Source organism: Streptomyces sp. NPDC002884, from assembly GCF_040295245.1.
GTDB lineage: Bacteria > Actinomycetota > Actinomycetes > Streptomycetales > Streptomycetaceae > Streptomyces.
Genome location: NZ_JBEOVB010000020.1, coordinates 1 through 22,357 on the forward strand (window position 1 = coordinate 1; position 22,357 = coordinate 22,357).

General features: G+C 69.6%; 18 protein-coding genes and 1 pseudogene. 11 read left to right on the forward strand and 8 right to left on the reverse strand.

Features of this window, described 5'->3' with window-relative positions; genetic code table 11:
- The 3 genes and pseudogenes from ABT070_RS30745 to ABT070_RS30755 all read right to left on the reverse strand — a co-directional run.
- Positions 1–230 (reverse strand): annotated as a pseudogene (locus ABT070_RS30745) (hypothetical protein); the annotation flags it as partial.
- A 45-nt stretch (positions 231–275) separates the two neighbouring features.
- Positions 276–1,247: an SMI1/KNR4 family protein gene (locus ABT070_RS30750; RefSeq protein ID WP_351765307.1), complete on the reverse strand. Its 972-nt coding sequence runs from the start codon at positions 1,245–1,247 to the stop codon at positions 276–278.
- Between the two features lie 336 nt (positions 1,248–1,583).
- Positions 1,584–2,153 (reverse strand): hypothetical protein, encoded by a 570-nt coding sequence (locus ABT070_RS30755; protein ID WP_351765309.1) that lies wholly within the window; start codon positions 2,151–2,153, stop codon positions 1,584–1,586.
- 427 nt (positions 2,154–2,580) lie between these two features.
- On the opposite strand from ABT070_RS30755, the gene ABT070_RS30760 reads away from it, so the two are divergent.
- The 6 genes from ABT070_RS30760 (at position 2,581) to ABT070_RS30785 (ending at position 11,220) form a co-directional block, all read left to right on the forward strand.
- Positions 2,581–3,630 carry a GDSL-type esterase/lipase family protein gene (locus ABT070_RS30760; RefSeq protein ID WP_351765311.1) on the forward strand — a complete coding sequence of 350 codons (1,050 nt, stop codon included), beginning with the start codon at positions 2,581–2,583 and terminating at the stop codon, positions 3,628–3,630.
- A 623-nt stretch (positions 3,631–4,253) separates the two neighbouring features.
- Positions 4,254–5,555 (forward strand): extracellular solute-binding protein, encoded by a 1,302-nt coding sequence (locus tag ABT070_RS30765; protein WP_351765313.1) that lies wholly within the window; start codon positions 4,254–4,256, stop codon positions 5,553–5,555.
- Positions 5,556–5,647: 92 nt separating this feature from the next.
- Positions 5,648–6,499, forward strand: coding sequence for a carbohydrate ABC transporter permease (locus ABT070_RS30770; protein ID WP_351765482.1), 852 nt, complete (start codon positions 5,648–5,650; stop codon positions 6,497–6,499).
- On the forward strand, positions 6,496–7,419 hold the full coding sequence (locus ABT070_RS30775) for a carbohydrate ABC transporter permease (RefSeq protein WP_351765315.1): 924 nt from the start codon (positions 6,496–6,498) through the stop codon (positions 7,417–7,419). The genes ABT070_RS30770 and ABT070_RS30775 overlap by 4 nt, the downstream gene beginning before the upstream one ends.
- A 117-nt stretch (positions 7,420–7,536) precedes the next feature.
- Positions 7,537–9,891, forward strand: a complete 2,355-nt coding sequence (locus tag ABT070_RS30780) for a glycoside hydrolase family 3 N-terminal domain-containing protein (RefSeq protein ID WP_351765317.1) — start codon at positions 7,537–7,539, stop codon at positions 9,889–9,891.
- A gap of 288 nt (positions 9,892–10,179) precedes the next feature.
- The gene (locus tag ABT070_RS30785) at positions 10,180–11,220 is read left to right on the forward strand and encodes a LacI family DNA-binding transcriptional regulator (RefSeq protein WP_351765319.1); all 1,041 of its coding nucleotides are present in this window, start codon (positions 10,180–10,182) and stop codon (positions 11,218–11,220) included.
- 61 nt (positions 11,221–11,281) lie between these two features.
- On the opposite strand, the gene ABT070_RS30790 is transcribed toward ABT070_RS30785, so the two are convergent.
- Positions 11,282–13,408 carry an RICIN domain-containing protein gene (locus tag ABT070_RS30790; RefSeq protein WP_351765483.1) on the reverse strand — a complete coding sequence of 709 codons (2,127 nt, stop codon included), beginning with the start codon at positions 13,406–13,408 and terminating at the stop codon, positions 11,282–11,284.
- 918 nt (positions 13,409–14,326) lie between these two features.
- On the opposite strand from ABT070_RS30790, the gene ABT070_RS30795 reads away from it, so the two are divergent.
- Positions 14,327–15,340, forward strand: a complete 1,014-nt coding sequence (locus ABT070_RS30795; RefSeq protein WP_351765321.1) for a hypothetical protein — start codon at positions 14,327–14,329, stop codon at positions 15,338–15,340.
- A 129-nt stretch (positions 15,341–15,469) separates the two neighbouring features.
- Here the strand turns inward: ABT070_RS30795 and ABT070_RS30800 are convergent, their stop codons facing one another.
- The 3 genes from ABT070_RS30800 to ABT070_RS30810 all read right to left on the reverse strand — a co-directional run bounded on the left by ABT070_RS30800 (position 15,470) and on the right by ABT070_RS30810 (position 17,929).
- On the reverse strand, positions 15,470–15,943 hold the full coding sequence (locus tag ABT070_RS30800) for a hypothetical protein (RefSeq protein ID WP_351765323.1): 474 nt from the start codon (positions 15,941–15,943) through the stop codon (positions 15,470–15,472).
- Between the two features lie 359 nt (positions 15,944–16,302).
- On the reverse strand, positions 16,303–16,650 hold the full coding sequence (locus ABT070_RS30805; RefSeq protein WP_351765325.1) for a hypothetical protein: 348 nt from the start codon (positions 16,648–16,650) through the stop codon (positions 16,303–16,305).
- A 190-nt stretch (positions 16,651–16,840) separates the two neighbouring features.
- Entirely contained in the window at positions 16,841–17,929 is a 1,089-nt protein-coding gene (locus tag ABT070_RS30810) for a hypothetical protein (RefSeq protein ID WP_351765327.1), read from the reverse strand.
- Positions 17,930–18,109: 180 nt separating this feature from the next.
- On the opposite strand from ABT070_RS30810, the gene ABT070_RS30815 reads away from it, so the two are divergent.
- The 4 genes from ABT070_RS30815 (at position 18,110) to ABT070_RS30830 (ending at position 20,605) form a co-directional block, all read left to right on the forward strand.
- Complete coding sequence (locus ABT070_RS30815) at positions 18,110–18,484, forward strand: nuclear transport factor 2 family protein (protein WP_351765329.1); 375 nt, start codon at positions 18,110–18,112, stop codon at positions 18,482–18,484.
- Between the two features lie 555 nt (positions 18,485–19,039).
- On the forward strand, positions 19,040–19,660 hold the full coding sequence (locus ABT070_RS30820) for a hypothetical protein (RefSeq protein WP_351765331.1): 621 nt from the start codon (positions 19,040–19,042) through the stop codon (positions 19,658–19,660).
- A gap of 250 nt (positions 19,661–19,910) precedes the next feature.
- Positions 19,911–20,081, forward strand: a complete 171-nt coding sequence (locus tag ABT070_RS30825) for a hypothetical protein (protein ID WP_054240969.1) — start codon at positions 19,911–19,913, stop codon at positions 20,079–20,081.
- 179 nt (positions 20,082–20,260) lie between these two features.
- Entirely contained in the window at positions 20,261–20,605 is a 345-nt protein-coding gene (locus tag ABT070_RS30830) for a ribosome maturation factor RimM (protein WP_351765333.1), read from the forward strand.
- Positions 20,606–20,806: 201 nt separating this feature from the next.
- Here the strand turns inward: ABT070_RS30830 and gdhA are convergent, their stop codons facing one another.
- On the reverse strand, positions 20,807–22,153 hold the full coding sequence (gene gdhA, locus ABT070_RS30835; RefSeq protein ID WP_351765335.1) for an NADP-specific glutamate dehydrogenase: 1,347 nt from the start codon (positions 22,151–22,153) through the stop codon (positions 20,807–20,809).
- Positions 22,154–22,357 lie beyond the last annotated feature (204 nt).

Consider the following 22,357-nt stretch of genomic DNA (forward strand, 5'->3'; position numbering starts at 1 on the left):
GCCGCGGCGGCCTTGCCGGCCGCCAGCACGTCCTCTTCGAGCCGGACCTGTGTCTGCTTCTTCGTGGAAGTCACACTCCGCACGATAGCAGGGTGGTAGCAGGCCGTGGGGTGGACATCGGGACGGTGCGCGATCGGCGCGGCGTGGGCACGCGCCGACGGCGCACCGGCGCCGCCGCTCCGACGTCGCCCGGTCTCAGTGGTGTCGAGCAGGCCGGCGACTGCGCCCAAGGCGGTGGCGAGGCCCTGTGGGGCTCGCCGCCTTCTCGTGTGCGGTCAGCCGGTCAGAGGCTGCCACCGGTCTTCCTGGGCGGGGTCGATACCGCTCAGCCACACCAGCGCCCCACCGATCAGGCCGGGCCTGTCCCGGGTGGCCAGGGTCGGGGCTTCGAGCATGTCGGCGGCCTCTTCCAGGTAGGTGACCAGCGTGTCGAGCTCTTCGTCGGGGTGCTCGTGGTAGCGGGACCAGCGGCCCAGATACCCGGTCGCGGCGTCCAGGTAGAGGCCCGAGGTGGTGTCGGACGGACCCGAGGCGACAACGGGGATCCGGGTCGGCGTCCACACGGTGATCCGCTCGTCTTCGGGGCGGTCGGCGTCGAGGACGGCCTGGTGGCTCTGGGCGTCCGTCTTCAGCCGGTGGACGGCGGCCACGGCGTCCAGGGGCATGAGCGCCCCGTTGCCCGGGAGGCATCCCCAGCCGTTTCCCCCGTCGTCGCCCGCGGTCAGCAGCCACAGGACGCGCAGCTCGACGGGTATCCGGACACCGAGGTCCTCTTCCAGGGCGGCGAGGGCGGCGGGGCCGGCACCGGCGCGGAGCGCGGCGTAGGAGTCGGGGGCGTTGGCCTGGAGCCAGCGGGTGATGCGATGCCAGGCATCGGCGACCTCCCGTACGGTGACCGCGGCGGCGGCAGGATCAGCAGACCGCTCCTGGTCTCGGCCCTGCGTCTGGTCCTCCTCCTGATCCTCTTCCTGGTCTTCGGCTTCGTCGGGGGTCTCGGTGGAGGGAGCCGGTCGCAGGAAGCGGATCCCTATCCGGTCCGGCTCGCGGATGTAGCCGACGAGCAGATCGGGGCAGTCCTCGAACATGTCGCCGTCGACCTTCACGGTGAGGACACCAGGGAGCCCCGAAGGCCGGCCCATGTCAGGGTCGTCGGCCAGCTGACCGGCCAGGGCCTTCAGCGCGTAGGGGACGCCGCCCCCCGACCGGGCGGCGATGTCGCGTACAAGCGGGTCGATCTCGACCTTCACAGCCTTGGTGCTCCTCGCTCGTCTGATGAGAGGCGTGCGGTGCCCGTCACACGGTAGGACGCCCGCGCTCACCGTCGACCGGGAAGCCAAGGCCGAGCCGGCCGACCTGCCAGGAGACGGCCGCGGCACCAAAGGCTCGGTCCCCGGTCCCCGGTCCTCGATCCTCGGTCGCGGCGCAGACGGGCTCGAGGACACGCGCGATCTTGTTCCGGGTCCTGACGGGCGGCACGGCGGAAGGCATTCCGCAGCAGGCGGGCCCGTTCACCATGAGGTGGACGGGCCCTTTCGCGCGCTGCGCATGCTCATGCGCGGATGGCGTGTTCACGCGGCACCGCGTTACGACAGGGCGCCCTTCTTCGCGCCGGAGAACGCGGCGAACGCACCGATGGCGAGGAACAGGAAGGTCATCGCGTCGGCCGTCTCGCTCCAGCCCTCGGTCAGCAGGTCGAAGTGCTCGGTGAACAGCGAGGTCGCGGAGACGTCGAGCTCGTCGGCGCCGATCACCGCGATGCCGATGAGCTGGCCGAGGTAGACCGCGCCCAGCGACAACAGGGCGCTGACCACGGGCAGGACCGGGTTGGTGCCACCGATCTTGCCCGCCGCGAAGCCGATGAGGAAGCCGACGCCGACGGCCGCGTAGCCGATCTCGTACTCGGTCGCGCCGACGATCCCGCCGTAGACACCGGCGGTGACCAGGGCGACGACGACGGCGACGACCAGGCCCAGGGCGAGATTGTTGCGGGCCGGGGCGGCCGCGGGCGCGAACGGGGCCGGCGGAGGTACGGCGGCACCGGGCTGCTGGGCGTAGGGGTTGCCGTCGGTGGGCTGCGGGGCGCCCGGTGCTCCGACAGCGGGCTGCTGGGCGAACGGGTTGCCGTCGGACGGCGGCGGAGCTGACTGGGTCATGACAGGATCCCCCCACGGGACTGATGCGACGAGCGGTGTGGTGTGTGCACGAATGTGCGACGAGACGCCGAAGACTAGCAGGCGCGGCGACCCCCTTCACCTGGGATTACCCGGGGCATTTCGGGTGGGAGCCGGCCGGCGGGTCCGCGCCGGCCGGTGCGGGAATCCAGGGGGAAAGTCCGGGGGGGGAAGGTCCAGGGGAAGTCCGGGGGAACCATGGGGAAGCCCGCCGGGAGTCCGTGGGAGATCGGTGCGGCGGACCGAGCAGAACAGGGGCTTGCCGGTGCGCCCGCAGACGGCCCCGGCCCGTCCGGGTCATTGACGTGCCGGCGACACGGTGGCTTGATGAACCATGCGCGGCAATGGGAGCGCTCCCATGCGCGCGAACCGCACTCCCGCTCCCGCCCCACTTCGGGAAGGACACCCCGTGCGCAGCAGACGCCAGCCCCTCCTCGCCACTTTCCTGGCCGCCCTGCTCGTCCTCGCCGCCGGTCTCGGCCTGGCCGGAGCCCCGTCCGCCGCGGCCGTGACCGCGGTACGGATCATGCCGCTCGGCGACTCCATCACCGGCTCCCCGGGCTGCTGGCGCTCCCTCCTCTGGAACCAGCTGCAGAACGCCGGTTACACCGACATCGACTTCGTCGGCACGCTGAACGCCCAGAGCTGTGCCCTCACGCACGACGCCGACAACGAAGGCCACGGGGGCTTCCAGGCCACCGCCACCGCCGACCAGAACCTGCTCCCCGGATGGCTGGCGTCGACCCTGCCCGACATCGTCGTCATGCACTTCGGCACCAACGACGTCTGGAGCGGCATCGCGCCGGACACCGTCCTCGCCGCGTACACCAAGCTGGTCGGCCAGATGCGGGCCGGCAACCCGGCGATGAAGGTGCTGGTCGCCCAGCTCATCCCGATCAATCCGAGCAGCTGCGCCGAGTGCGCCGCTCGTGCGGTGGCCTTCAACCAGCGCATTCCGGCTTGGGCCCAGGGCATCACCACCGCGCAGTCGCCGGTGACGGTCGTCGACCAGTGGACGGGCTTCGACACGGCCACCGACACCTATGACGGCGTCCACCCCAACGCCGCCGGCGACGCCAAGATGGCGGCCCGCTGGTACCCGGCGCTGTCGGCCCTGCTCACCCCCGCAACCCCGGGTGATCCGGGCGACCCCGGGAACGGTGGCTGCTCGGCGGTCTTCCGGGCGGTGTCCGTGTGGCAGGGCGGCTACCAGGGTGAGGTGACGGTCACCAACACCTCGTCCACGGCAGCGATCTCCTCCTGGGCGGTGACCCTCGCCCTCGAGACGGGCAGCCGGCTCACCCAGGTCTGGAACGGCGCGCCGACCGGGACGACGGTACGCAACGCCGGGTGGAACGGCACGCTGACGGCGGGGGCGAGCACCACCTTCGGCTTCCTCGCGAGTACGTCGGCTGCGGCGGGCGCGCCTTCGGTGACGGCCACCTGTTCGGCGTCTTGAGACCGTCCGGCGGGTAGCGGGAGATCTCGAAGCAGGTCCGGCGGGCAGCGGGAGGATCTCGAAGCAGCACCGCCACGGTGGCGGTGCTGTGCGCGCCCGGTCGATCGGGCGCCGGCACATCGGCCGATCGCTCGGTGGGGCCGGGGCCCGGGCCGTGAACGCACCGCCGTGATCAGTGATTCGCCCGCCGGCATCGGCTGCGCCCCGGGCCGCCGTATCCGGCTCCACGTCACCCCCACGCGTACTGCCAACCGGGCGCGCCCACCGCCCACTTGCGATCCGGCAGGCCGTGGCCGCTCGTCGACGGACACCACTGCGGCGACCGTGGCGTGATCGACGAGCGCCGCTGAAGGCCGGCTTCCCGCCCCCGGCCACGTCGCCGAGAAGACCGCACCGGGTCGTACGGATCCCGCCCCCAGGAGGTGTGCGGGATCCGGCGTGCGTGCGGAGCCGTACGAAAATGTTTCGTAACCGAGGGATTTCTCCACCTTGTCCCTGGTGTGAATGACGTGTCAGTGTCCCGGTCCAGCAGGCAGACCGCCTCTGCGGCCATCCGAAAGCCTTTCGTGATGCTCCCCAGCTGCCTGACGCACCTACTGCGTGCAGAGAGAAAGAGACTGAGCATGCGCGGATTCCGGAACAACAGAGCTTGGCGCGTCGTCGCGTCCACCGTCACGGCCTCGGCACTCCTGGGTCTTGCCGCGTGCGGGAACTCCGGGCCGTCCACGACCTCGTCGGCGGAGGGCCTGACGATGTGGGCGCTGAACGACCAGACCATCCTCAAGGAGTCTGTGGACGCCTACAACAAGGACCACCCCGACACGAAGATCACTCTGCGGCTGTTCGCCAACGACGACTACAAGCAGAAGCTGCGGGTGGCGTTCGGCGCGAACCAGGCTCCGGACGTCTTCTTCAGCTGGGGCGGCGGGGCGCTGGACGACTACGTCAAGGCGGGCAAGGTCGCTCCCCTCACGGACAGTCAGGTGAACCTGCTGCGGTACACGCCCAGCGTGATGCAGAGTGCCACCTTCGACGGCAAGGCCTACGGCGTCCCCGCCAACGGCCTCGCTCCGGTCGTCCTCTACTACAACAAGAAGGTGCTCGCCGACGCGGGCGTCGAGCCGCCGAAGACGTACGCCGAGCTGATGACGGCTGTGAAGAAGCTGAAGGCCGAGGACGTGGTGCCGATATCCCTGGCGGCGAACTCCAAGTGGCCCACGCTCATGTACACGGAGTACCTGCTCGACCGGACCGGCGGCTCCGAGGTGTTCTCGAAGATCGCCGCCGGTGACGCCTCCGCCTGGAAGGACCCGGCCGTCACGAAGGCCAACCAGTACCTCCAGGACCTGAGCAAGGCCGGCGCCTTCGGCGACAGCGCCTCCTCCGTGAGTTACGACCAGGGTGCGTCCACGGCCCTCGTCTACACCGGCAAGGCGGCCATGGAGGTCATGGGCACCTGGGAGTACGCCAACTTCGTCAAGGCCGCGCCGGACTTCGTGAAGACCGATCTGGGCTACACCGTGTTCCCGACGCTGCCCGGCGGCACGGGTGACCCCGACAGCATCGTCGGCAACCCTTCCAACTTCCTGTCGCTGAACTCGGCGAGCACGCACAAGACCGAGGCCCTGAAGTACCTGAAGGACTACGTCCTGAACGACTCCCAGGTCGACGCCTACCTCGCGGCCGGCAGCGTCCCGCCCGTCAACGGTCTGGACTCGAAGCTGGCCGCGACGAAGTCGTCCGACAAAGCGTGGCTGCAGTTCGTCTACGACCTCGTGCAGAAGGCACCGGGCTTCCAGCTCTCCTGGGACCAGGCCCTGCCGTCGGATCAGGCGGACCCGCTGCTGACCAATGTGGACAAGTCACTCCTGCGGCAGATCACGCCCGAGCAGTTCGGCGAGAACATGAGCAAGGCGGCGCGGTGATGACAGCCGTGGTCTCCACCCCCGGCCCGGCCGCGCACAAGAGGGCGCGGCCGGGCGGGCCCCGCGGGAGGCGCCGCTGGAGCGGTGTCGTCATGGCCGCTCCCGCCCTGCTCCTGTTCGGTCTGTTCGGCCTGGTCCCCCTGGTGGGCGTGGTGGCGCTCGGCTTCGCCGACTGGGACGGTCTGGGCTCCATCGGCTGGGCGGGCTTCGGCAACTGGAGCGGCGTCCTCGGTGACGGCGCGACCTGGCAGGCGCTGTGGCTCACCGTCAAGGTGATGGTGGTCAGCTGGCTGGTCCAGACGCCGCTCGCCCTGGCACTCGGCCTCTTCCAGGCTCCCCGGGGCCGGCTGCGCGCGCTGTTCGCCGTGCTGTGGTTCCTGCCGTTGCTGCTGTCGGCGGTGGCGATCGGTCTGACCTGGCAGGCGCTGCTCGATCCGTCCTTCGGTATCGGTTCCTCGCCCGGTCTGCACTGGCTGGCGAAGCCGCTGCTCGGCTCCCCGGAGTTGGCCCTCTACACGGTGATCGCCGTGATCGCCTGGCAGTTCGTGCCGTTCCACGCGCTGCTCTACCAGGCCGGCATCCGGCAGATCCCCGTCTCGCTGTACGAGGCCGCCGCCATCGACGGGGCCGGGCCCGTCACCCGCCTGCTGCGGATCACCCTGCCGCAGCTGAAGTACACGCTGGTCACGTCCAGCACTCTCATGCTCGTCGGCTCGCTGACCTACTTCGATCTGATCTTCGTGCTGTCCGGCGGCACCGGAGGCCCCGGCACCGCCACCCGAGTCCTCCCCCTCGCCATGTACATCACCGGTTTCCAGGCCCACGACATGGGCCGGGCCAGCGCGGTCGCCACCCTCCTGGTGGTCACCGGTCTCGGCTTGTCGCTGCTGACCACGCGTCTGTCCGGCTTCACCCGCATGGACAGCCAGCAGGAGGGCATGTGAGCACCACCATGGCCAAGAGCCGCCCCGAGGCCGGCGGCCAAGGGAGGGTCCGGCGCCCGGAGGCACCGCCGCGTGCCGCCGGCCGGGCGCGTCTCACCGTCTCGGCGCTCCGCCGCACGATCACGGGCAGTGCCGCTCTCCTGTGGACCGCGCTGGTCGTCGTGCCGGTCTACTGGCTGGTCGTGACCAGCCTGCGCAGCCGGACGGACTTCACCACCGACAGTCCGCTGGCGCTGCCCGGCCGTCCGACGCTCGCGAACTACCGGACCGTCCTGGACGGCGACTTCGCGACCTATCTGCTCAACAGTGTCGTCGTGACCGTGGCGACGGTCGCGTTCACCGTGGTGGCCGCGCTCATGGCCTCGTTCGCGATCGTCCGGCACAGCGACAGTCGCTGGTCCCGGCTGGCCTTCCGGCTGTTCCTGCTCGGGCTGGCCATCCCGCTCCAGGCCGTGATCATCCCGGTGTACCTGCTGATCATCCGGATGCGGCTGTACGACAGTCTGCTCGCGATCGTGCTGCCGTCGGTGGCGTTCGCACTGCCGATCACCGTGATGATCATGGTGAGTTTCCTGCGGGACGTACCCCGTTCGTTGTTCGAGGCGATGGTCGTGGACGGAGCGAGCGACTGGCGCATGCTGTGGTCGCTGGCGGCGCCTCTGGCCCGCCCGGCTCTCGTGACGGTCGCCGTGTACGACGGCCTCCAGGTCTGGAACGGCTTCCTCTTCCCGCTGATCCTCACCCAGAGCGGTGACAAGGCGGTGCTGCCTCTGGCGCTGACGCTCTACCGGGGCCAGTTCGGGATCGACGTACCGGCGACGATGGCCGCGGTCGTGCTCTCCACGCTGCCCGTGCTGGTGGTGTTCCTGCTCGCCCGCAGGCAGCTCGTCGCCGGCCTCACCGCCGGATTCTCGAAGTAGTTCCGTTCACGTGGCGGGCCCATGGCCCCGTTCACCATCAGCGCGTTCCGCACGGCGGCCGGACCGGCCTGCTCGCCCGCCGTGCGCGTACCCGTGCACATCCTGAGGAGTCGCGACATGACGACCACCGTCCCGGGCCACAACGGCCTCCCGCACACGGGAGACGACCGCCCTTGGGCCGACATCACCCTGTCGACCTCCGCGCGGGTCGAGGCGCTGCTCGCCCGGCTCACCCTGCCGGAGAAGGTCGCGCAGCTCAGCAGCACCTGGGAGGACATCGAGGCCGACGGACCTGAAGTGGCCCCGGGCAGCAATCACTTCGGCCGTGTCGGCGATCTCGACGAGGTGGCGCGGCACGGCCTCGGGCAACTCACCCGGCCCTACGGCACGTTGCCCCGTCCCGCTCTGGAGCACGCCCGTCTGCTGGCCGACCGGCAGCGGCAGGTGGTGGCGCAGAGCAGGCTCGGCATTCCGGCCATGGCCCACGACGAATGCCTGACCGGTTTCACCGCCTACGGGGCGACGATCTATCCGACGTCCCTGGGCATGGCGGCCACCTTCGATCCCGGCCTGATCCGCCGTGTCGGCGAGGCGATCGGCGACGACATGGCCGAGGCCGGTGTCCACCAGGGCCTGGCGCCGGTCGTCGACGTGATCCGTGACTACCGTTGGGGTCGCTGCGAGGAGACCTACGGCGAAGACCCGTATCTGGTCGGTGAGCTGGCCGAGGCGTACGTCCTGGGCATGCAGAGCGCGGGGGTCGTCGCCACCCTCAAGCACTTCGCCGGATACTCCGCCTCGATGGGCGGCCGCAACCACGCACCCGTGCGGATCGGCCGCAGGGAGCTCTTCGACGTCATCCTGCCGCCGTTCGAACGGCTCGTCGCCGCAGGCGTGGGGTCCGTCATGAACTCGTACGCCGAGATCGACGGCGAGGCACCCGCCGCGAGCCGGTGGCTGCTCACCTCCGTACTCCGTGACCAGTGGGGTTTCGAGGGCACTGTCGTCTCCGACTACTGGTCGCTGCCCTTCCTGGTGAACGCCCACCGGGTGGCCCGCGACCTGCCCGCCGCCGGTGCGCTCGCCCTGCGGGCCGGTATGGACGTGGAACTGCCCGACCAGCGCGGCTTCGGCGAGGCGCTCGTCGGCGCCGTCGAGCGGGGGCAGGTCGAGGAGAGCGTTGTCGACCGGGCGGTCCGGCGGGTCCTGCGGCAGAAGATCGAACTCGGTCTCCTCGACTCCGACTGGGATCCGCGCCCGCCCGCCCTGCGCGCGGGCGTGCTCGACCTGGACAAGCCCGAGCACCGTCGACTCGCCCACGCCGTGGCGCAGTCCGGCGCCGCGCTCCTGGCGAACGACGGGACTCTCCCCCTTCGCTCAGCGGGCCGTATCGCTCTGATCGGCCCCTGCGCCGACGACGTCCGCACCATGTTCGGCTGCTACAGCTTTCCCAACCATGTCCTCGCCGACCGGGAAGACCTCGGCAACGGCGTCGAAGCGACTTCCCTGCGCTCCGCCCTGGCCGCCGAACTGCCCGACGTGCAATGGTCGTTCACCCAGGGATGTCCGATCCGCGACGAGGACCGTTCCGGGATCCCGGCCGCGGTGGAAGCCGCCGTCGCCGCTGACGTCACCGTCCTGGTCGTCGGCGACAAGGCGGGCATGTTCGGCATCGGCACCTCCGGTGAGGGGTGCGATGTCGAAGACCTGCGTCTGCCCGGCGTACAGGAGGAACTGGTCGAGGCGGTACTCGGGACGGGCAGGCCCGCGGTGCTGGTCGTCAGCAGCGGGCGGCCCTACGCCGTGGGCCCGCACGTCTCCTCCGCCGCGGCCATGGTGCAGGTCTTCCTCCCCGGCGAGGAGGGCGGTCGGGCGGTGGCCGAACTCCTGTCCGGAAAGGCGAACTTCAGCGGCAAGCTGCCGGTGCAGATTCCCGCGTCCCACGGCGGCCAGCCCTACACGTACCTCCACCCCCCGCTGGGCGACCGGCAGAGCTGGCTGTCCAACCTCGACCCGAGCCCCGCGTTCCCGTTCGGGCACGGGCTGTCGTACACGACGTTCGAGATCGACCGGCTCGCCGTCGACCGCGAGCAGGTGCCGACCGACGGGCAGTTCACGGTCTCCGTACGGGTACGGAACACCGGAGGCGTGCGGGGTGCCGAGACCGTGCAGCTGTACGCCGTCGACCCCGTCGCGCAGGTGACCCGCCCGGTCCGGTCCCTGCTCGCCTTCGCCAAGATCCACCTCGAACCCGGCGAGCAGGCCACCGCCCGCTTCCACGTCCACACCGACCGGCTCGCCTTCACCGGCCTCGGCGGCCACCGCGTCGTCGAAGCCGGCGAGATCCTGCTGTACGCGGGAGGGTCGAGCCAGGACACTCCGGCCCAGGGGACGGTCGTACTCCTCGGCGAGGAGCGGGACGCGACGGTCGTACGGCATCACGCCGTACCGGTGACCGTGCTGCGGAAGTAGCCGGGCGAAACAGAACAAGGCGGGCGGCCCGCGGTCGCCCGTCCTTGGCGTACCCGAGCGCGCTCCCGAGCCTGGGCCGGGGGACCTTCGGGACACGATCGAGCGCCTTGCGGGCCGCGCACACGGGTACCGGCGGCGGCCGCGGCCGCCTCGCGGAACACGGCAGACCGAACAGTACGCATCGGCCTTGCCCCCGGGAGCGCGGTCCCGTTAGCTTGCGGCAGAGGTTCTGACCAGGGATTCGGTGCGCTTTCGGCGCATCGGTGCCGGTAGTGGGACGGGCATCGGGTGACAGTTCAGGGCAAGGCCCATCTGGAGGCACAACGCGGGTTGCTGACGGACATCGCCGCCGAGGCGGGCGTGTCCCTCAGCACCGTGTCCAAGGTCGTGCACCAGCGCCGTGACGTCGGCGCGAAGACCCGCGCCCGGGTGGAGGAGCTGCTGGCGCGCCACGGGTACGTCCGTCCGTGGGAGCGGGATTCCGCTCGCCCCCGGCAGATCATCGCCCTCTTTCGCGACATGTCCGGGCCCTACACGCTGGAGGTCGCCCGCGGAATCGTGGACGCGGCCGGCGCGCTCGGCATCAGCGTGGTGACCGGAACGACCAGCAGGCGCCCCATATCCCAGTGGCTCGAGGACTGCGTGGCGCTCGGCGCCGCCGGGCTGATCATCGTGATCTCGATGCTGACCGAGGAAGACCAGCGCCGCATCATCGAGCAACGCCTCCCCGTCGTACTCGTCGACCCGCTCAGCGCTCCGACCCTGGACATCCCGAGCATCGGGGTGACCAACTGGAACGGCGCCAGGGACGCGATGCAGCACCTCCTCGCGCTCGGACACACCCGGATCGGCATGGTCGCGGGCCGGTCGCACTCCCTGGCCGGCGCTGCCCGCCTGCACGGCTACCGGGCCGCCCTCGATGAGGCCGGAATCGCGTACGACCCCGCGATTGTCCGCTCGACCGACTTCGACTACGACGAGGCGCTGGCCGCCAGCCGTCACATCCTCCGCTGCGAAGAGCCGCCCACGGCTGTCTTCGCGGCCAGCGACGCACAAGCCCTCGGTGTCCTGGAGGCCGCCCGCCAGGAAGGGTTCGGCGTTCCGGACGACTTGGCGGTCATGTCCTTCGACGACACCCTGGTGGCAGCCATGGCGTGTCCACCCCTGAGCGCGGTACGCCAGCCGTTCGAGGAACTGGGACACGAGGCGACCCGGGTGCTCATGCAGGTCGCCGACGGCCGGCCGCTCGCGTCCTCGCGGATCGAACTGGCGACGGAACTGGTGCTGCGGACGTCGACCTCCCCGCCCCGCCGCGTCATCACCCCATGAACGGCAACGACGCGGGGTGCGGCCGCACAGAGCGGCCGCACCCCGGTCCCGTCGGTGGAGACTAGCCTCGGCTCCACCTCTGGGTGGCGTTGCCGAGAGCGGTCCACAGCTGGACCTTCGAACCGTTGGCCGTCCCCCAGCCGGCGACGTCGATCGCGAGACCGTTGGAGTGGCCGGCGACGGATCCATCGAGCCGGAACCACCACTTCTGGCTGGCCTTTCCGTTGCAGGCCCAGAGGATCAGCCTGGCGCCCGCGGTGGTGCCGTCACCGTCCACGGCAAGGCACTTGCCGGCGACCCGGAGTTCACCCGCGGCGGTCTGCGTGACGGTCTGGTTCGCGTTCCCGGTGCAGTCCCAGATCTGGACCTGCACACCGGTCCGGCCGTTCGGCACGTCCAGGCAGCGACCGGAGTTGGCCCCCTTCAAGGTGAAGGACGCGCCGGTCGGCAAGGGGTCCTGGACGAGCTGCCAGTCCTGTGAACCGTCGTCGGTCGACGCCGCCAGGGCGACGGAGCCACCCGCGGTCGCTCCCGTCATGTACAGACCGGTGTTACGGACCGAACGGAGCTTGTAGTACCCGCCGGCCGCAGGAACCAGGGTCCACTGTTTGTCGGTGGCTCCGTCGTCGACCCACTGTGCGAGCTTCTGCCCGGCTGTCGCGCCGCCGGTCCAGACGGCGACCGAGCGGCCTCCGGTCTTGTTGAGCAGGGTCACGTTGTCGCCCTTGGCCGTCAGATGCCAGCGCTGCGAGTCGTCCACCGCGTCCCGGGGCTTCAGGACGAGGTCGGGTACGTTCCCCGTCAGATTGGCGTCCTGCGTCTTGCCGGCGTCGGGGCTGAGGACCTGGCCCGTCAGCCGGTTGACGAGGGTGTCGTAGACGCCGTCGGACCGGCCGAGGTCGACCTCGGCGTACTTCACGGGTCCGACGCTCCCGCCGCTCCAGCCGGCCTGGAGGATGAGGACGCGTCCGGTGCCCTCGACGTACTGGAGGTTGCGGCTGTAGCCGGCGGCGATCGTCGTCTGGTACTCCTTCCAGGTGCCGTTGCTCAGTCCGGACTCGTTCACCCAGACGTTGCCGCTGCCGGAGGCGTTGTAGACGATGCGTCCGTCCGGCATCGGGAGCAGGACCGGGCTGCCGCCCGTGGACAGCGTGCGCCCGCCCGAGGGCACGGGCAGAGCGGTGATCGCGGCGTCACCGGCCGAGTAGAACTTCAGCGGGTCGTCGGCGAGCCGGTAGCGGACGTTCGTGCCGCCGCCCCAGTACTCGTACGTGAGCAGCCACTTGCCGTCGGTGGTCGGAGCGATCGTCGTCATGCCCGGGCGTCCACCGCCGATCTCCGTCTTGCCGCCGTTGTCGACGGTGCCGCCCGGGACGTCGACGACCGGCTGACTCCAGGAAGCGCTGCTGCCGTCCCAGGTCTTGTGCACGAGGACCTGACCGCCCGAGTCCGGCGCCGTGGCGTTGTCCGGGTCCGGTGTGGGCGCTCCGGTGGTGGCGTCGTAGCCGAGGTAGTCGTTCTCGTCGGAGTAGTACGCGACGAGCTTGCCGCCCCGGGCGACCAGATGGGGCTCCCAGACGGGGTCGACCTGCGCGGAGGTGTTGGCAGCGGAGACGCGGCCGATGGCTCCGGCGCTGCCGCCCTGCCAGCCGCCGGTGGCGATGACGTTCTGGATGCTCCAGGTCGCGCCGTCGTCGGTGCTGGAGTACAGCGCGAGCGCCACGTCCTTGCGGTCGCCGTCCCCCGACGGCGTCCAGCTCGCGTCGGCGGCCTTCTGCTCCCGGTAGTAGGCGTCGTCCCCGGAGACGATGCTCGCCAGCAGCAGCGTGCCCGCCTTCAAGGCGCCGACGTCCTGCGGGAGAACGTACAGATACGGATTCGTCCAGTTGCTCGTGTATTTCGCGTAGTTCGAGCTGCTGGATAGGTAGGCGGGTGCCTTGACATCGGCCAGCTTCTGCCAGGTCGTGCCCTGGTCGTCGCTCTTGTAGACCGGCATCGTCTGCCCGACCGGATCGCTCTGGCTGTTCTCGAAGGCCGCCACGATCCGGCCGCTCGGAAGCTGCGCCGACTTCGGGTAGAGAACGCAGGGGTTCTTGTTGCAGGTGGCTGGATTGTCCGCCACATACAGGTTCGACGAGCTCGGCTGATAGGCCGTCGCAGTCGTCGCGGAGGCGATGGCGAATCCCATCCCGACGCCGAGAGCCGTCGCTGCCGCGACCGTTCTCCGTACCCATTGCTGTATCAATGCGTTTCCTCTGAGCATGTGGTGATCGGCCGTCAGACCGTGGAGGTGGCCGCTTCGCGACCGTAGAACGAGACCCCTTTCACGACGCCCTCTCCGCCACGCGTCTCCGTGGAAACGCTGCAGCAGAAGCCGACTTGCCCCTGCTCGACCCGTCGGCGAATTCCGGCGCTCCGCATCGGCCGCGACATTGCCGTCAGCCACTCCGACGGACCACGGGAAGGGCGGCAGGAAGGACGACGGGAAGGGCGACGGACAAACGGTGAGCTGGAAACTCGTCCGCCATGGAAGCGGATGGCAATCACTCCGGCAGGAACCGGATGGAGACAGTATTAGGACGCGAGGCCGCCGTGTCACCGGTTCGTTTCCGAAAGGATTTCGCACGCCGCACTTCATCGAATATTGACATGGCACCTCGGAACGACCCCAGGCCCGATCGGGGTGCTGCACTGCCGGGGGCGTGGGGATCGGGCTGAACAACCACCTCCGACGTGGTCCCCGGCACCCGTCCACGTCGAGTGACCCGCCCACCGCCCGACCGGCCGCACGTCCGGGCCGCCACGGGTCCACGGCTGCCCCACCCCGCGCAGCCGCGGCCGCCGGGAGCGGGCCGGCCTCCACGCCGCGGCCTGTGGGGCGCATCGCTCCGACCGAGCCCGTGGCAGCGGGCATGGGAGCGTACTTGCGCCCCCACTCCGACCTCGGCCGATCATTGGCCTGAGCTATTGTGGAGAGTGATCAATTCGGGAATGATCTCCCGCCGTGGTCATCTTCCTCGCCGTCGTATCCGGCGTGTTTCTCATCGGGCTCTGCCTCTTCTTCATCACCCCCATCTGTGTCGACCGCTGGGTCAGAAGGCGCTTTGTGGCATCCGACTACGGCCTTCCGCCCCGCGAGATGCTCGACGACCAACGCCCCGGTCCGCCCCCGTCGGCGCACCGGAGAAGAGAGAGACAGTCCGTCGCCGACGCGGCGTGGCAGGGGGACTGGGATCCCGCCGAACGGTATGTACGGGCGGCAGGCGAAGACTGGGACGAGCGCTGGGCCCGGCTGGAGTTCCTGGAACAGGTCGCACGGCGGGACGGCGCCTGGCTCGAGGCCTGGCGCGCCGCTCAGCCGGGAAACTGTGACGCGGCAACCCTCCAGGCGTACTTCGTGGTCCACCGCGCCTGGGAGATCCGGGGGAACGCCTACTCTCACAAGGTCCCGACCTGGAACATGAACCGCTTCCGCGCCATGCTCTGGGCCGCGATCGAGGAGGCCCACGGGGCCGCGCTGCTCGACCCCGCGAACCCGGGTCCCTGGGTCGTCATGGTCATGGCGGCACGCGGAGCCCAGTACGGCCCCTCACAGTTCAGGCCGCTCTGGGGCGAGCTCATGACCCGCGCGCCGCACCACTACGCGGGGCACTGGCAGGCCCTGCAGTACTGGTGCGCCAAGTGGTACGGCAGCAATGGGCAGATGCTGTGGTTCGCTCTCCAAACGGTCCGCAAGGCCCCGGCCGGCAGCCCGCTCGCAGGGATCTGCCTGTACGCACTGAGCGAGCTCACCGACCGGTCCCCCGCTGTCGCGCTGGCCATGACGCCCGTGACGAGGCGGGTGCTGAAGCAGATCGCCACCTCGTTCAACCGGGTCATGCCCGATGACGAACGCCTGCCGGGTCTGCGCCACCTGCTGGCGGACCAGATGCTCCGGTCGATGATGTACGCGCCCGCTCTGGAACAGTTCCGCCGGATCGGACAATGGTGCGGAGCCGAGCCCTGGCACAAGAAGGGGAACCCGTACATCGCCTTCGAAGCTGCTCGGGGCAGGGCCGTGAAACTGTCCCGGGCCCGTCCCGCCCTGAAATCCGAGACTTACGGGATGGCGCGCCAGTAGGTCTGCGAGCGCCCGGTTGCGAGAGGTGGGCGGCCGTGACGGCGTGTCCGTACTGCGGTCGTTTCCCGGACCGCGCCTCCTCCGGTGTCGGCGGGCGCAGCCGTTCACCCAATTCAGCCCTTCCAGCGGTCAGCAGGACTCCACGCCGACGGGTGAGACGTAGATCGCGGACAGCACCCCGTCTCCGTCCACCTCGACCGGTACGGGGGCTGTCGTATCGGTCAGTTCCAAGTCGTACGGCAGGGACGTCAGCGGAATGTCCTCGCCGAGGTAGGCCACCGAAACCGTGCCCTGGCAGTCGGCGCCCCCCGGCGGCGCGGTATCGGGGACCCTGCCGTCCTGCGGGCCGGCTTTGTGGGAGGTGACACTGATCGGCGTGTACTGGTACTCGTAGCGGGCTGGGCTGACGGCGGTCTCCTCCCTCGACTTCTCGACATCGACCCAGAAGCGGGCCAGTTTTACGGTGACCGCCTCGCACGGTCTCTGGATCGCCTCCGGAACGAAGTTCAGGCCGGAGGAGTCCAAGGACAAACCCCTGGACTGGTATTCGCCGCTGCCGCTGCGCAGCTCCCTCAGATAGTCGGTCAGCTGCCCGACGCTCATGCCAGTGGTCTTCACACACTCCGCGGGCGCGGTCGTCGTCGGGCTCTGCGTTGGCGTGGCCGGGCCAGGAGCGGCCGTGTAGTGAGCGAGCTCCGACGGAGAAGCCTCGGCGGCCGGCTTGTCCTCCGAACACCCCGACACGGTGAGCAGCGCTGCTACGGCGACCGCCGGTATGAGGAACTTGCTTGCATTTCCCATGAGTTACCCCGCTGCTTCGAGTCTTCTTCCCTTACCGCGCGGGCCCACAGTACGAGTTGGACGGACAGCTCCACCGGCGACTCGGTGATCTCCGTCTGCCGGCCGAGCACAAGACCCGCGGCTCGACTCATGCTGAAACGACCGGTAGATGCACAGCAACCTCAGCAGGACGGCGCGCAGTGCCGTGTCGCCGGCGGACCGGCCAGGACGTCGAAGCCGTACCCAAAGGCGGCGAGCCCCGCGACGGCCGTCGCCAGTCCGAGCGCGGTACGCCACCGGCCCCGTACGGCGACGAAAACAGCCAGGGCGGCGGCGGTCCCACCGAACACCAGGACCGGCAGGCCCAGCCGGATCACGTCCGGGTTGGTCTCGCCCTCGAAAGCGCCGAAAAGGCCCCTCCGGCCGTACGGGAGCCAGACCGCGAAGCCCGCCATCGCGCCCAGTACCGCTGTCAGGCACCCCGCGGCGCCGGTGACGGCCTCGCGCCGGGCCGTGTGTTCGGTTTCCATATGCGGAGACACGCCCTGCGGGGGCTGGGAAGTTCCGCCGACGCCGGACAGATCCGGTCCGTCGTTCCATCCGGCCCGAGCGCCAGCGGGTACGACATGCGTCCCGGCCTCATCAAACGGCTTGTCGCACACCCTGACGCGGCGGCCCTTGTGCCACCGACTGCGGAGGGTGTGTGACAGGCTCGACAGCTCATTGGATCAGGTCGGTGTGCGGATGCTCGGGAGAGGTCGGGCAGACGTAGATCTGCATGTTGTCGGTGCTGCCGACTTCGACCTTGGTCGGCTGCGAGGGGTCCTGGCCACAGCAATGGCCGGCGGTGTTGGCGGCGTGGGCGGCGGCCTGTTCCTCTTGAGGTGCCCAGCTGTGTCCCTCACCGCCGTCCCATTCGCCGGAGGCGATGGTCAGCAGCGGGACCATCTGCACATCACAGACCGTGCAGGATCGGGGGTTGGGGTCGGTGCGGCCCCATGGAGGCCAGCCGCCGACCTTCCATCCGGGCGCGTCTGCCAGATGGATGTCATAGAAGTCCCGCGGCCAGTCCGCGTAGGAGCTGTCCACGTCGGCGTCGGCTGCCTGCCATCTGCTCCAGTCCTCCACCATCAGCCGCATCTGCGGGCTCAGATCGAGGCTGTCGGGATACTCGGTGATCGCTTCCGGTGCCAGCACGCACGGTTCCGGCACATAGCCCTCATAGTTCACCTCGTACGGCTCGGGCGGTGTGGCGAGGATGTCGCCGACCTCCGCGGCGGACCGCCAGAACAGCGCGGTCGACGGCTTCCAATGCGGAACGTGGTCGTAGGGGCACCACAGAACCTGGAGCAGGTCGGCCTGTCCGGGCGGCCGCAGCAGGGGTATGTCGCGCAGATACAGCTGGGCCACGGGCAGCATGGGGACCGGGCAGTCCGCGGGCAACGGAGGGCCGGCGTCGAGTCGCTCCGCGAGCTTCGCGGTGTTCCGTTGCTTGACCGTCTCCTCCTCGGGCGTCATCCCACCGCGACCACCGTGATCACCGTGCCACCGGGCCCGCATGCGCCTGATGAGCCGCACTTCGGCCGGCGACTCGCGGAACCCACTGTCACGGTGCAGGTGCGAGGCTTCGCAGTGCGGCCATGGCTCCTCCACCGGCCACAGCAACGGCCCCCCGACCGAGCTCTCCTCGACCGAAGGCGACCCGGGGCGAGGGTGCAGCCGAACCGCAGGACGTGCCAACGGCGCCAGCTCGGGAAAGACCGCGGTCACGTCCACGGGCCGCGGCGGAGTAGTGCGTACGAAGGCCATGCCGGTGATCCTGTCACCAGCCACTGACAACCCCTGGCCACCTCAACCAGCTCCGGTGGCATCGGTGTTCAGCTGGTGACGAAGCTCAGTTGGTCGTAGCCCCGATCGGCAATGAGCCGGTCGGGGCGGTGCGTGGAAATTTCGCTGTTCCTCGGGCCGCCGTGTTCGTAGGGTTTCTGCATGGTGGATGTGGATGACGTGCACGAGCAGGCCGTGCGGGCGGCCGTCGACGGAGAGATGCGGCTTCTCGATCCTGAGGTGCGCGCTTCCCCGGACCGTGTCCTGGAGCTCCTGGACCCTGAGTTCACCGAGATCGGGGCTTCCGGGCGTTGGTGGGACGTGGAGTCGATCCTCACGGTGACGAGTGGCGAGAGCGTCTCCCCGGAGTCTCCGGTGAAGGTCAGTGAAGTGTCCGGAGTCGTCCTCGCCCCCGGGATCGTTCATCTGACGTACTTCGCGGACAACCAGGGCCGCCGGGTATGGCGGAGCTCCTTGTGGCGGCTGACGGATACGAGCTGGCGGCTCTACTTCCACCAGGGCACACTGGCCGGCTGAGTTCGTGCACCGCCGCCCATCAGGGCGGCGCCCGTCCGGCAACACCGTGCGGGCCGGCCGCACCGAGTTGTCCGGGCTTGTCGTGACGTACGGTCGTCAGCCCTTGAAGGCCCTGCTCCGTCCCCCGGGAGCGGCCCGGATACAGCGCTGAGGCTGCCGGAGGAGAGCCGCCCGCCCTCGTCCCCCGAGGCGGGCGGCTCACGCCGTGAGTGTGCAGAGATCAGGGTCGGCGACGGAGACGTAGGCGTCCTGGGCCGCTGGACGACGCCGACCGGGGTCGACGGCGGGATTCGAACCCGCGTTACCCGCTTGATAGGCGAAGTATCCGCAGCCTGCGCACCTGCACGACGGAAACGGTAGCGGACCGGCCCGGAGCCGGGCATCCGATTTTCACCACCACCGTCACCGGCCGACGCAGGCCCCGCTCCCCCGGCCCCGCCCGTGTCCCGCCCGTGTCCCGTCCCGCCCCGCCCCCTCCGGCAGCGGGCCGCGACCCGTGTCCCCGGCCTCCGGGTCGCGTCCGAGGACCGGCGCTTTGGCGCGTCGGGCGTCCGCGTGACAAGGTCGGACGTCACGAAGACGGCCGGTGTCGAAAGGGACTTCATGGACGGGCAGATCTGGGACGCGCTGGTCGACTCGGTGAAGAACGCGTGCGCCGCGGGCCTGGAACAGGGCGCCGCGCCCCGGCCGGTCATCATGCCGCTCGTGGGCGGCGAACTGGTCGGCATGGTCTGGGCGCGCCCGTTCACGACGAGCGAGGACGCCCTCACGGGTATCGCGCAACTGTCCACCATCGCCGCCGCGGCCGGCGCGGACGAGATCGTGCTCGCGTGGGAGACCGCCGACGTCGCCACCGCCTGCGGCCTGCCCGCCGACGGCCCGGCCCCATGCCTGAACCTGGTCCAGGCCGACCGCGGTGGACACGTGCTGCACCGGTTCCCGTACACCGAGAACGTCGTGGCCCGCGGCCCCGACGGCACGGCCTCGGTGGTCCCCGACTGGCTGCCGGCCCTCGCGCCGCAGCCCGGCGGCGACCTGGTGGCGCCCGTCCAGGCCGCCGTCACGTACTCCTTCATCCCTCTGGAGATGGACCACCCCAACCCCTTCGGCGTCACCGTCGTCCTCATGGAGGAGGACGGCTACAAGGTGCGCCTGGCCGAGACGTTCACCCGCTGAAGCCGAGAGCCACAGCTGCTCCGCGTCGACCAGCCGAGCCGTCTTGCACAGAGCTCCGGTTCACGAACGGGCAGGGACGCCGATTTCGCGCCGAGAGCCGCGGGCTGAACGGATCCATCTCGCCCGTGAGTACAGCGAGGCAGAACTCCTGCACCGGATTTCCCGGCTCTGAGCTCACTGACAAGTACAGAGAACCAACATGAGTGAAGAACTCTCGGCAGGGCACACGAGGGTTCGGAGGTTGATAACTATGGTTCCTGTTCTTCTCGTTCTTCTTCTTGCCCTGATCCTCTTCGGTGCCGGTTTCGCACTCAAGGCCCTGTGGTGGATCGCTGTCATCGTGCTGATCGTGTGGGTCCTCGGGTTCGTGATCCGCCCTGCGGCGAGCGGCGGCAAGCGGGGTCGCTGGTACCGCTGGTAAACGGACGCCGATCACGTCTGACATGGGTGCTTTCGGCAGTTGCTTTCGGTGTGAGTTTTGGATCCGGAAGACCGGGCACCCGAATTCCTGAGCAGACATCACCCTATTCAACGGGGTCAGAACGACTTCGCAGTTCCACTGCGGAGGTAGTGAATAATCTCGATGAGGGAGCCGTATTCATGAGTGACAGCATCTGGGGCTATCAGCCGACCACCGGCCACACTGCGGGAACCGACCTGATCGGATACACGGTCGAGGCGACCGACGGCAGCATCGGCAAGGTCGACAAGCACTCGGACGACGTCGACTCCGCGTACCTCGTCGTCGACACCGGCGTATGGATCTTCGGCAAGCACGTTCTCCTGCCGGCCGGGACCGTGAGGACGGTCGACCATGCCGAGCGCACGATCCATGTCGGTCTGACGAAGGAGCAGATCAAGAGCTCCCCCGAGTTCGACAAGGACAAGCACCTCGGTGACGCCGGCTACCACGAGCAGGTCGGCGGCTACTACCAGAACCATTGACCCGTCAGACCCACGACGCCACCCCAGAAGTGGGGCCGCCCGGAGCATCTCCGGGCGGCCCCACTTCTCGTGCGGTGGTCGGCGAGCTCGTCCGGCAGCGGCTCCCGGGCCCGACACCTGGTCGGGCCCGGTTGTGCGCGGCTGTGGCCGTCAGTCAGGCACGGTTCACCATGACGACGAGCAGCAGCGTGGGTCCCGCGTCTATACGACGCCCTGAGCCGTCATCGCTTCCGCCACCCGCAGGAAGCCCGCGATGTTGGCGCCCAGGACGTAGTCGTCGGGGGTGCCTCCGTACATCTCGGCGGTGGTGCGGCACTGGGCGTGGACACCCCGCATGACGGCTGCCAGACGGGTCTCGGTCTGCTCGAAGGTCCACACGTCGCGGGAGGCGTTCTGCTGCATCTCCAGCGCGGAGGTGGCCACGCCGCCCGCGTTGGCGGCCTTGCCGGGACCGAACAGGACGCCCGCCTCGCGGAAGACCTCGATCGCCTCCGGGGTGCACGGCATGTTGGCGCCCTCGGCAACGGCCAGGACTCCGTTCTTCACCAGCACCCCGGCTTCCTGTCCGCCCAGTTCGTTCTGCGTGGCGCACGGCAGCGCGATGTCGCAGGGCACCTCGAACACCGAGCCCCGGTCGGAGAACCGTGCCGTGGGCTTGACCTCCGCGTAGGCCGACAGGCGCGCCCGCCGAACCTCCTTGACCGTCTTCAGCAGCTCCAGGTCGATGCCGTCCGCATCGACCAGATACCCGGAGGAGTCCGAACAGGCCACTACGGACCCGCCCAGTGCCTGCACCTTTTCGATCGCGTAGACCGCCACGTTCCCCGAGCCGGAGACCACGACCTTGCGGCCGTCGAGTCCTTGTCCGCGGGTGGCCAGCATCTCCTGCGCGAAGTACACGGCGCCGTAGCCGGTGGCCTCGGTCCGGGCCTGCGAGCCGCCCCAGGAGATGCCCTTGCCGGTGAGCACTCCCGCCTCGAAGCGGTTGGTGATCCGCTTGTACTGGCCGAAGAGGTAGCCGATCTCGCGTCCGCCCACCCCGATGTCACCGGCGGGGACGTCGGTGTGCTCGCCCAGGTGCCGGTACAGCTCGGTCATGAACGCCTGGCAGAAGCGCATGACCTCGTGGTCGCTGCGGCCCTTGGGGTCGAAGTCCGAGCCGCCCTTGCCGCCGCCGATCGCCAGTCCGGTCAGCGCGTTCTTGAAGATCTGCTCGAAGCCCAGGAACTTCACGATGCCGAGGTTCACGCTCGGATGGAAGCGCAGACCGCCCTTGTAGGGGCCGAGCGCGCTGCTGAACTCGACCCGGAAGCCGCGGTTGACCTGTACCCGCCCCGCGTCGTCCACCCACGGCACCCGGAAGATCAGCTGCCGCTCGGGCTCGCACAGCCGCTCGGGGATCAACGCGTCGACGTACTCCGGGTGCGCCTGCAATGCCGGCGCCAGTGTGTGCAGCACCTCTCCCACCGCCTGGTGGAACTCGGTCTCACCGGCGTTGCGCCGGCAGACCTGTGCGTAGACGGCCTCGATGTGAGCACTGTGGTTCATGCGCGCCTGCTCTCCTGTGGTCCGCCAGGCACTCGTCTCGTCCGGCGTGCCTGGCCGCTGTCCTGTCAACGAATACGGACGGCAGGAGTCGCTGTGTCAGCGAAGAAGACCCCCGATATCGGGATCCGGCCTTGCCGTCGGCCGGCGGCAAGGCCGGAGCCGGGCGTCCCATCCGGACGCCGGCCGATCCGGACCGCAGTGGGT

What these genes read in the sequence shown, in the direction of transcription:
- ABT070_RS30800 (WP_351765323.1), bottom strand. Translation starts at nt 15,943, where the DNA reads ATGAGCGTCGGGCAGCTGACCGACTATCTGAGGGAGCTGCGCAGCGGC.
- ABT070_RS30770 (WP_351765482.1), top strand. Translation starts at nt 5,648, where the DNA reads ATGGCCGCTCCCGCCCTGCTCCTGTTCGGTCTGTTCGGCCTGGTCCCC.
- ABT070_RS30765 (WP_351765313.1), top strand. Translation starts at nt 4,254, where the DNA reads ATGCGCGGATTCCGGAACAACAGAGCTTGGCGCGTCGTCGCGTCCACC.
- gdhA (WP_351765335.1), bottom strand. Translation starts at nt 22,153, where the DNA reads ATGAACCACAGTGCTCACATCGAGGCCGTCTACGCACAGGTCTGCCGG.
- ABT070_RS30755 (WP_351765309.1), bottom strand. Translation starts at nt 2,153, where the DNA reads ATGACCCAGTCAGCTCCGCCGCCGTCCGACGGCAACCCGTTCGCCCAG.
- ABT070_RS30815 (WP_351765329.1), top strand. Translation starts at nt 18,110, where the DNA reads ATGGTGGATGTGGATGACGTGCACGAGCAGGCCGTGCGGGCGGCCGTC.
- ABT070_RS30805 (WP_351765325.1), bottom strand. Translation starts at nt 16,650, where the DNA reads ATGGAAACCGAACACACGGCCCGGCGCGAGGCCGTCACCGGCGCCGCG.
- ABT070_RS30790 (WP_351765483.1), bottom strand. Translation starts at nt 13,408, where the DNA reads ATGGGATTCGCCATCGCCTCCGCGACGACTGCGACGGCCTATCAGCCG.
- ABT070_RS30810 (WP_351765327.1), bottom strand. Translation starts at nt 17,929, where the DNA reads ATGGCCTTCGTACGCACTACTCCGCCGCGGCCCGTGGACGTGACCGCG.
- ABT070_RS30825 (WP_054240969.1), top strand. Translation starts at nt 19,911, where the DNA reads ATGGTTCCTGTTCTTCTCGTTCTTCTTCTTGCCCTGATCCTCTTCGGT.
- ABT070_RS30830 (WP_351765333.1), top strand. Translation starts at nt 20,261, where the DNA reads ATGAGTGACAGCATCTGGGGCTATCAGCCGACCACCGGCCACACTGCG.
- ABT070_RS30780 (WP_351765317.1), top strand. Translation starts at nt 7,537, where the DNA reads ATGACGACCACCGTCCCGGGCCACAACGGCCTCCCGCACACGGGAGAC.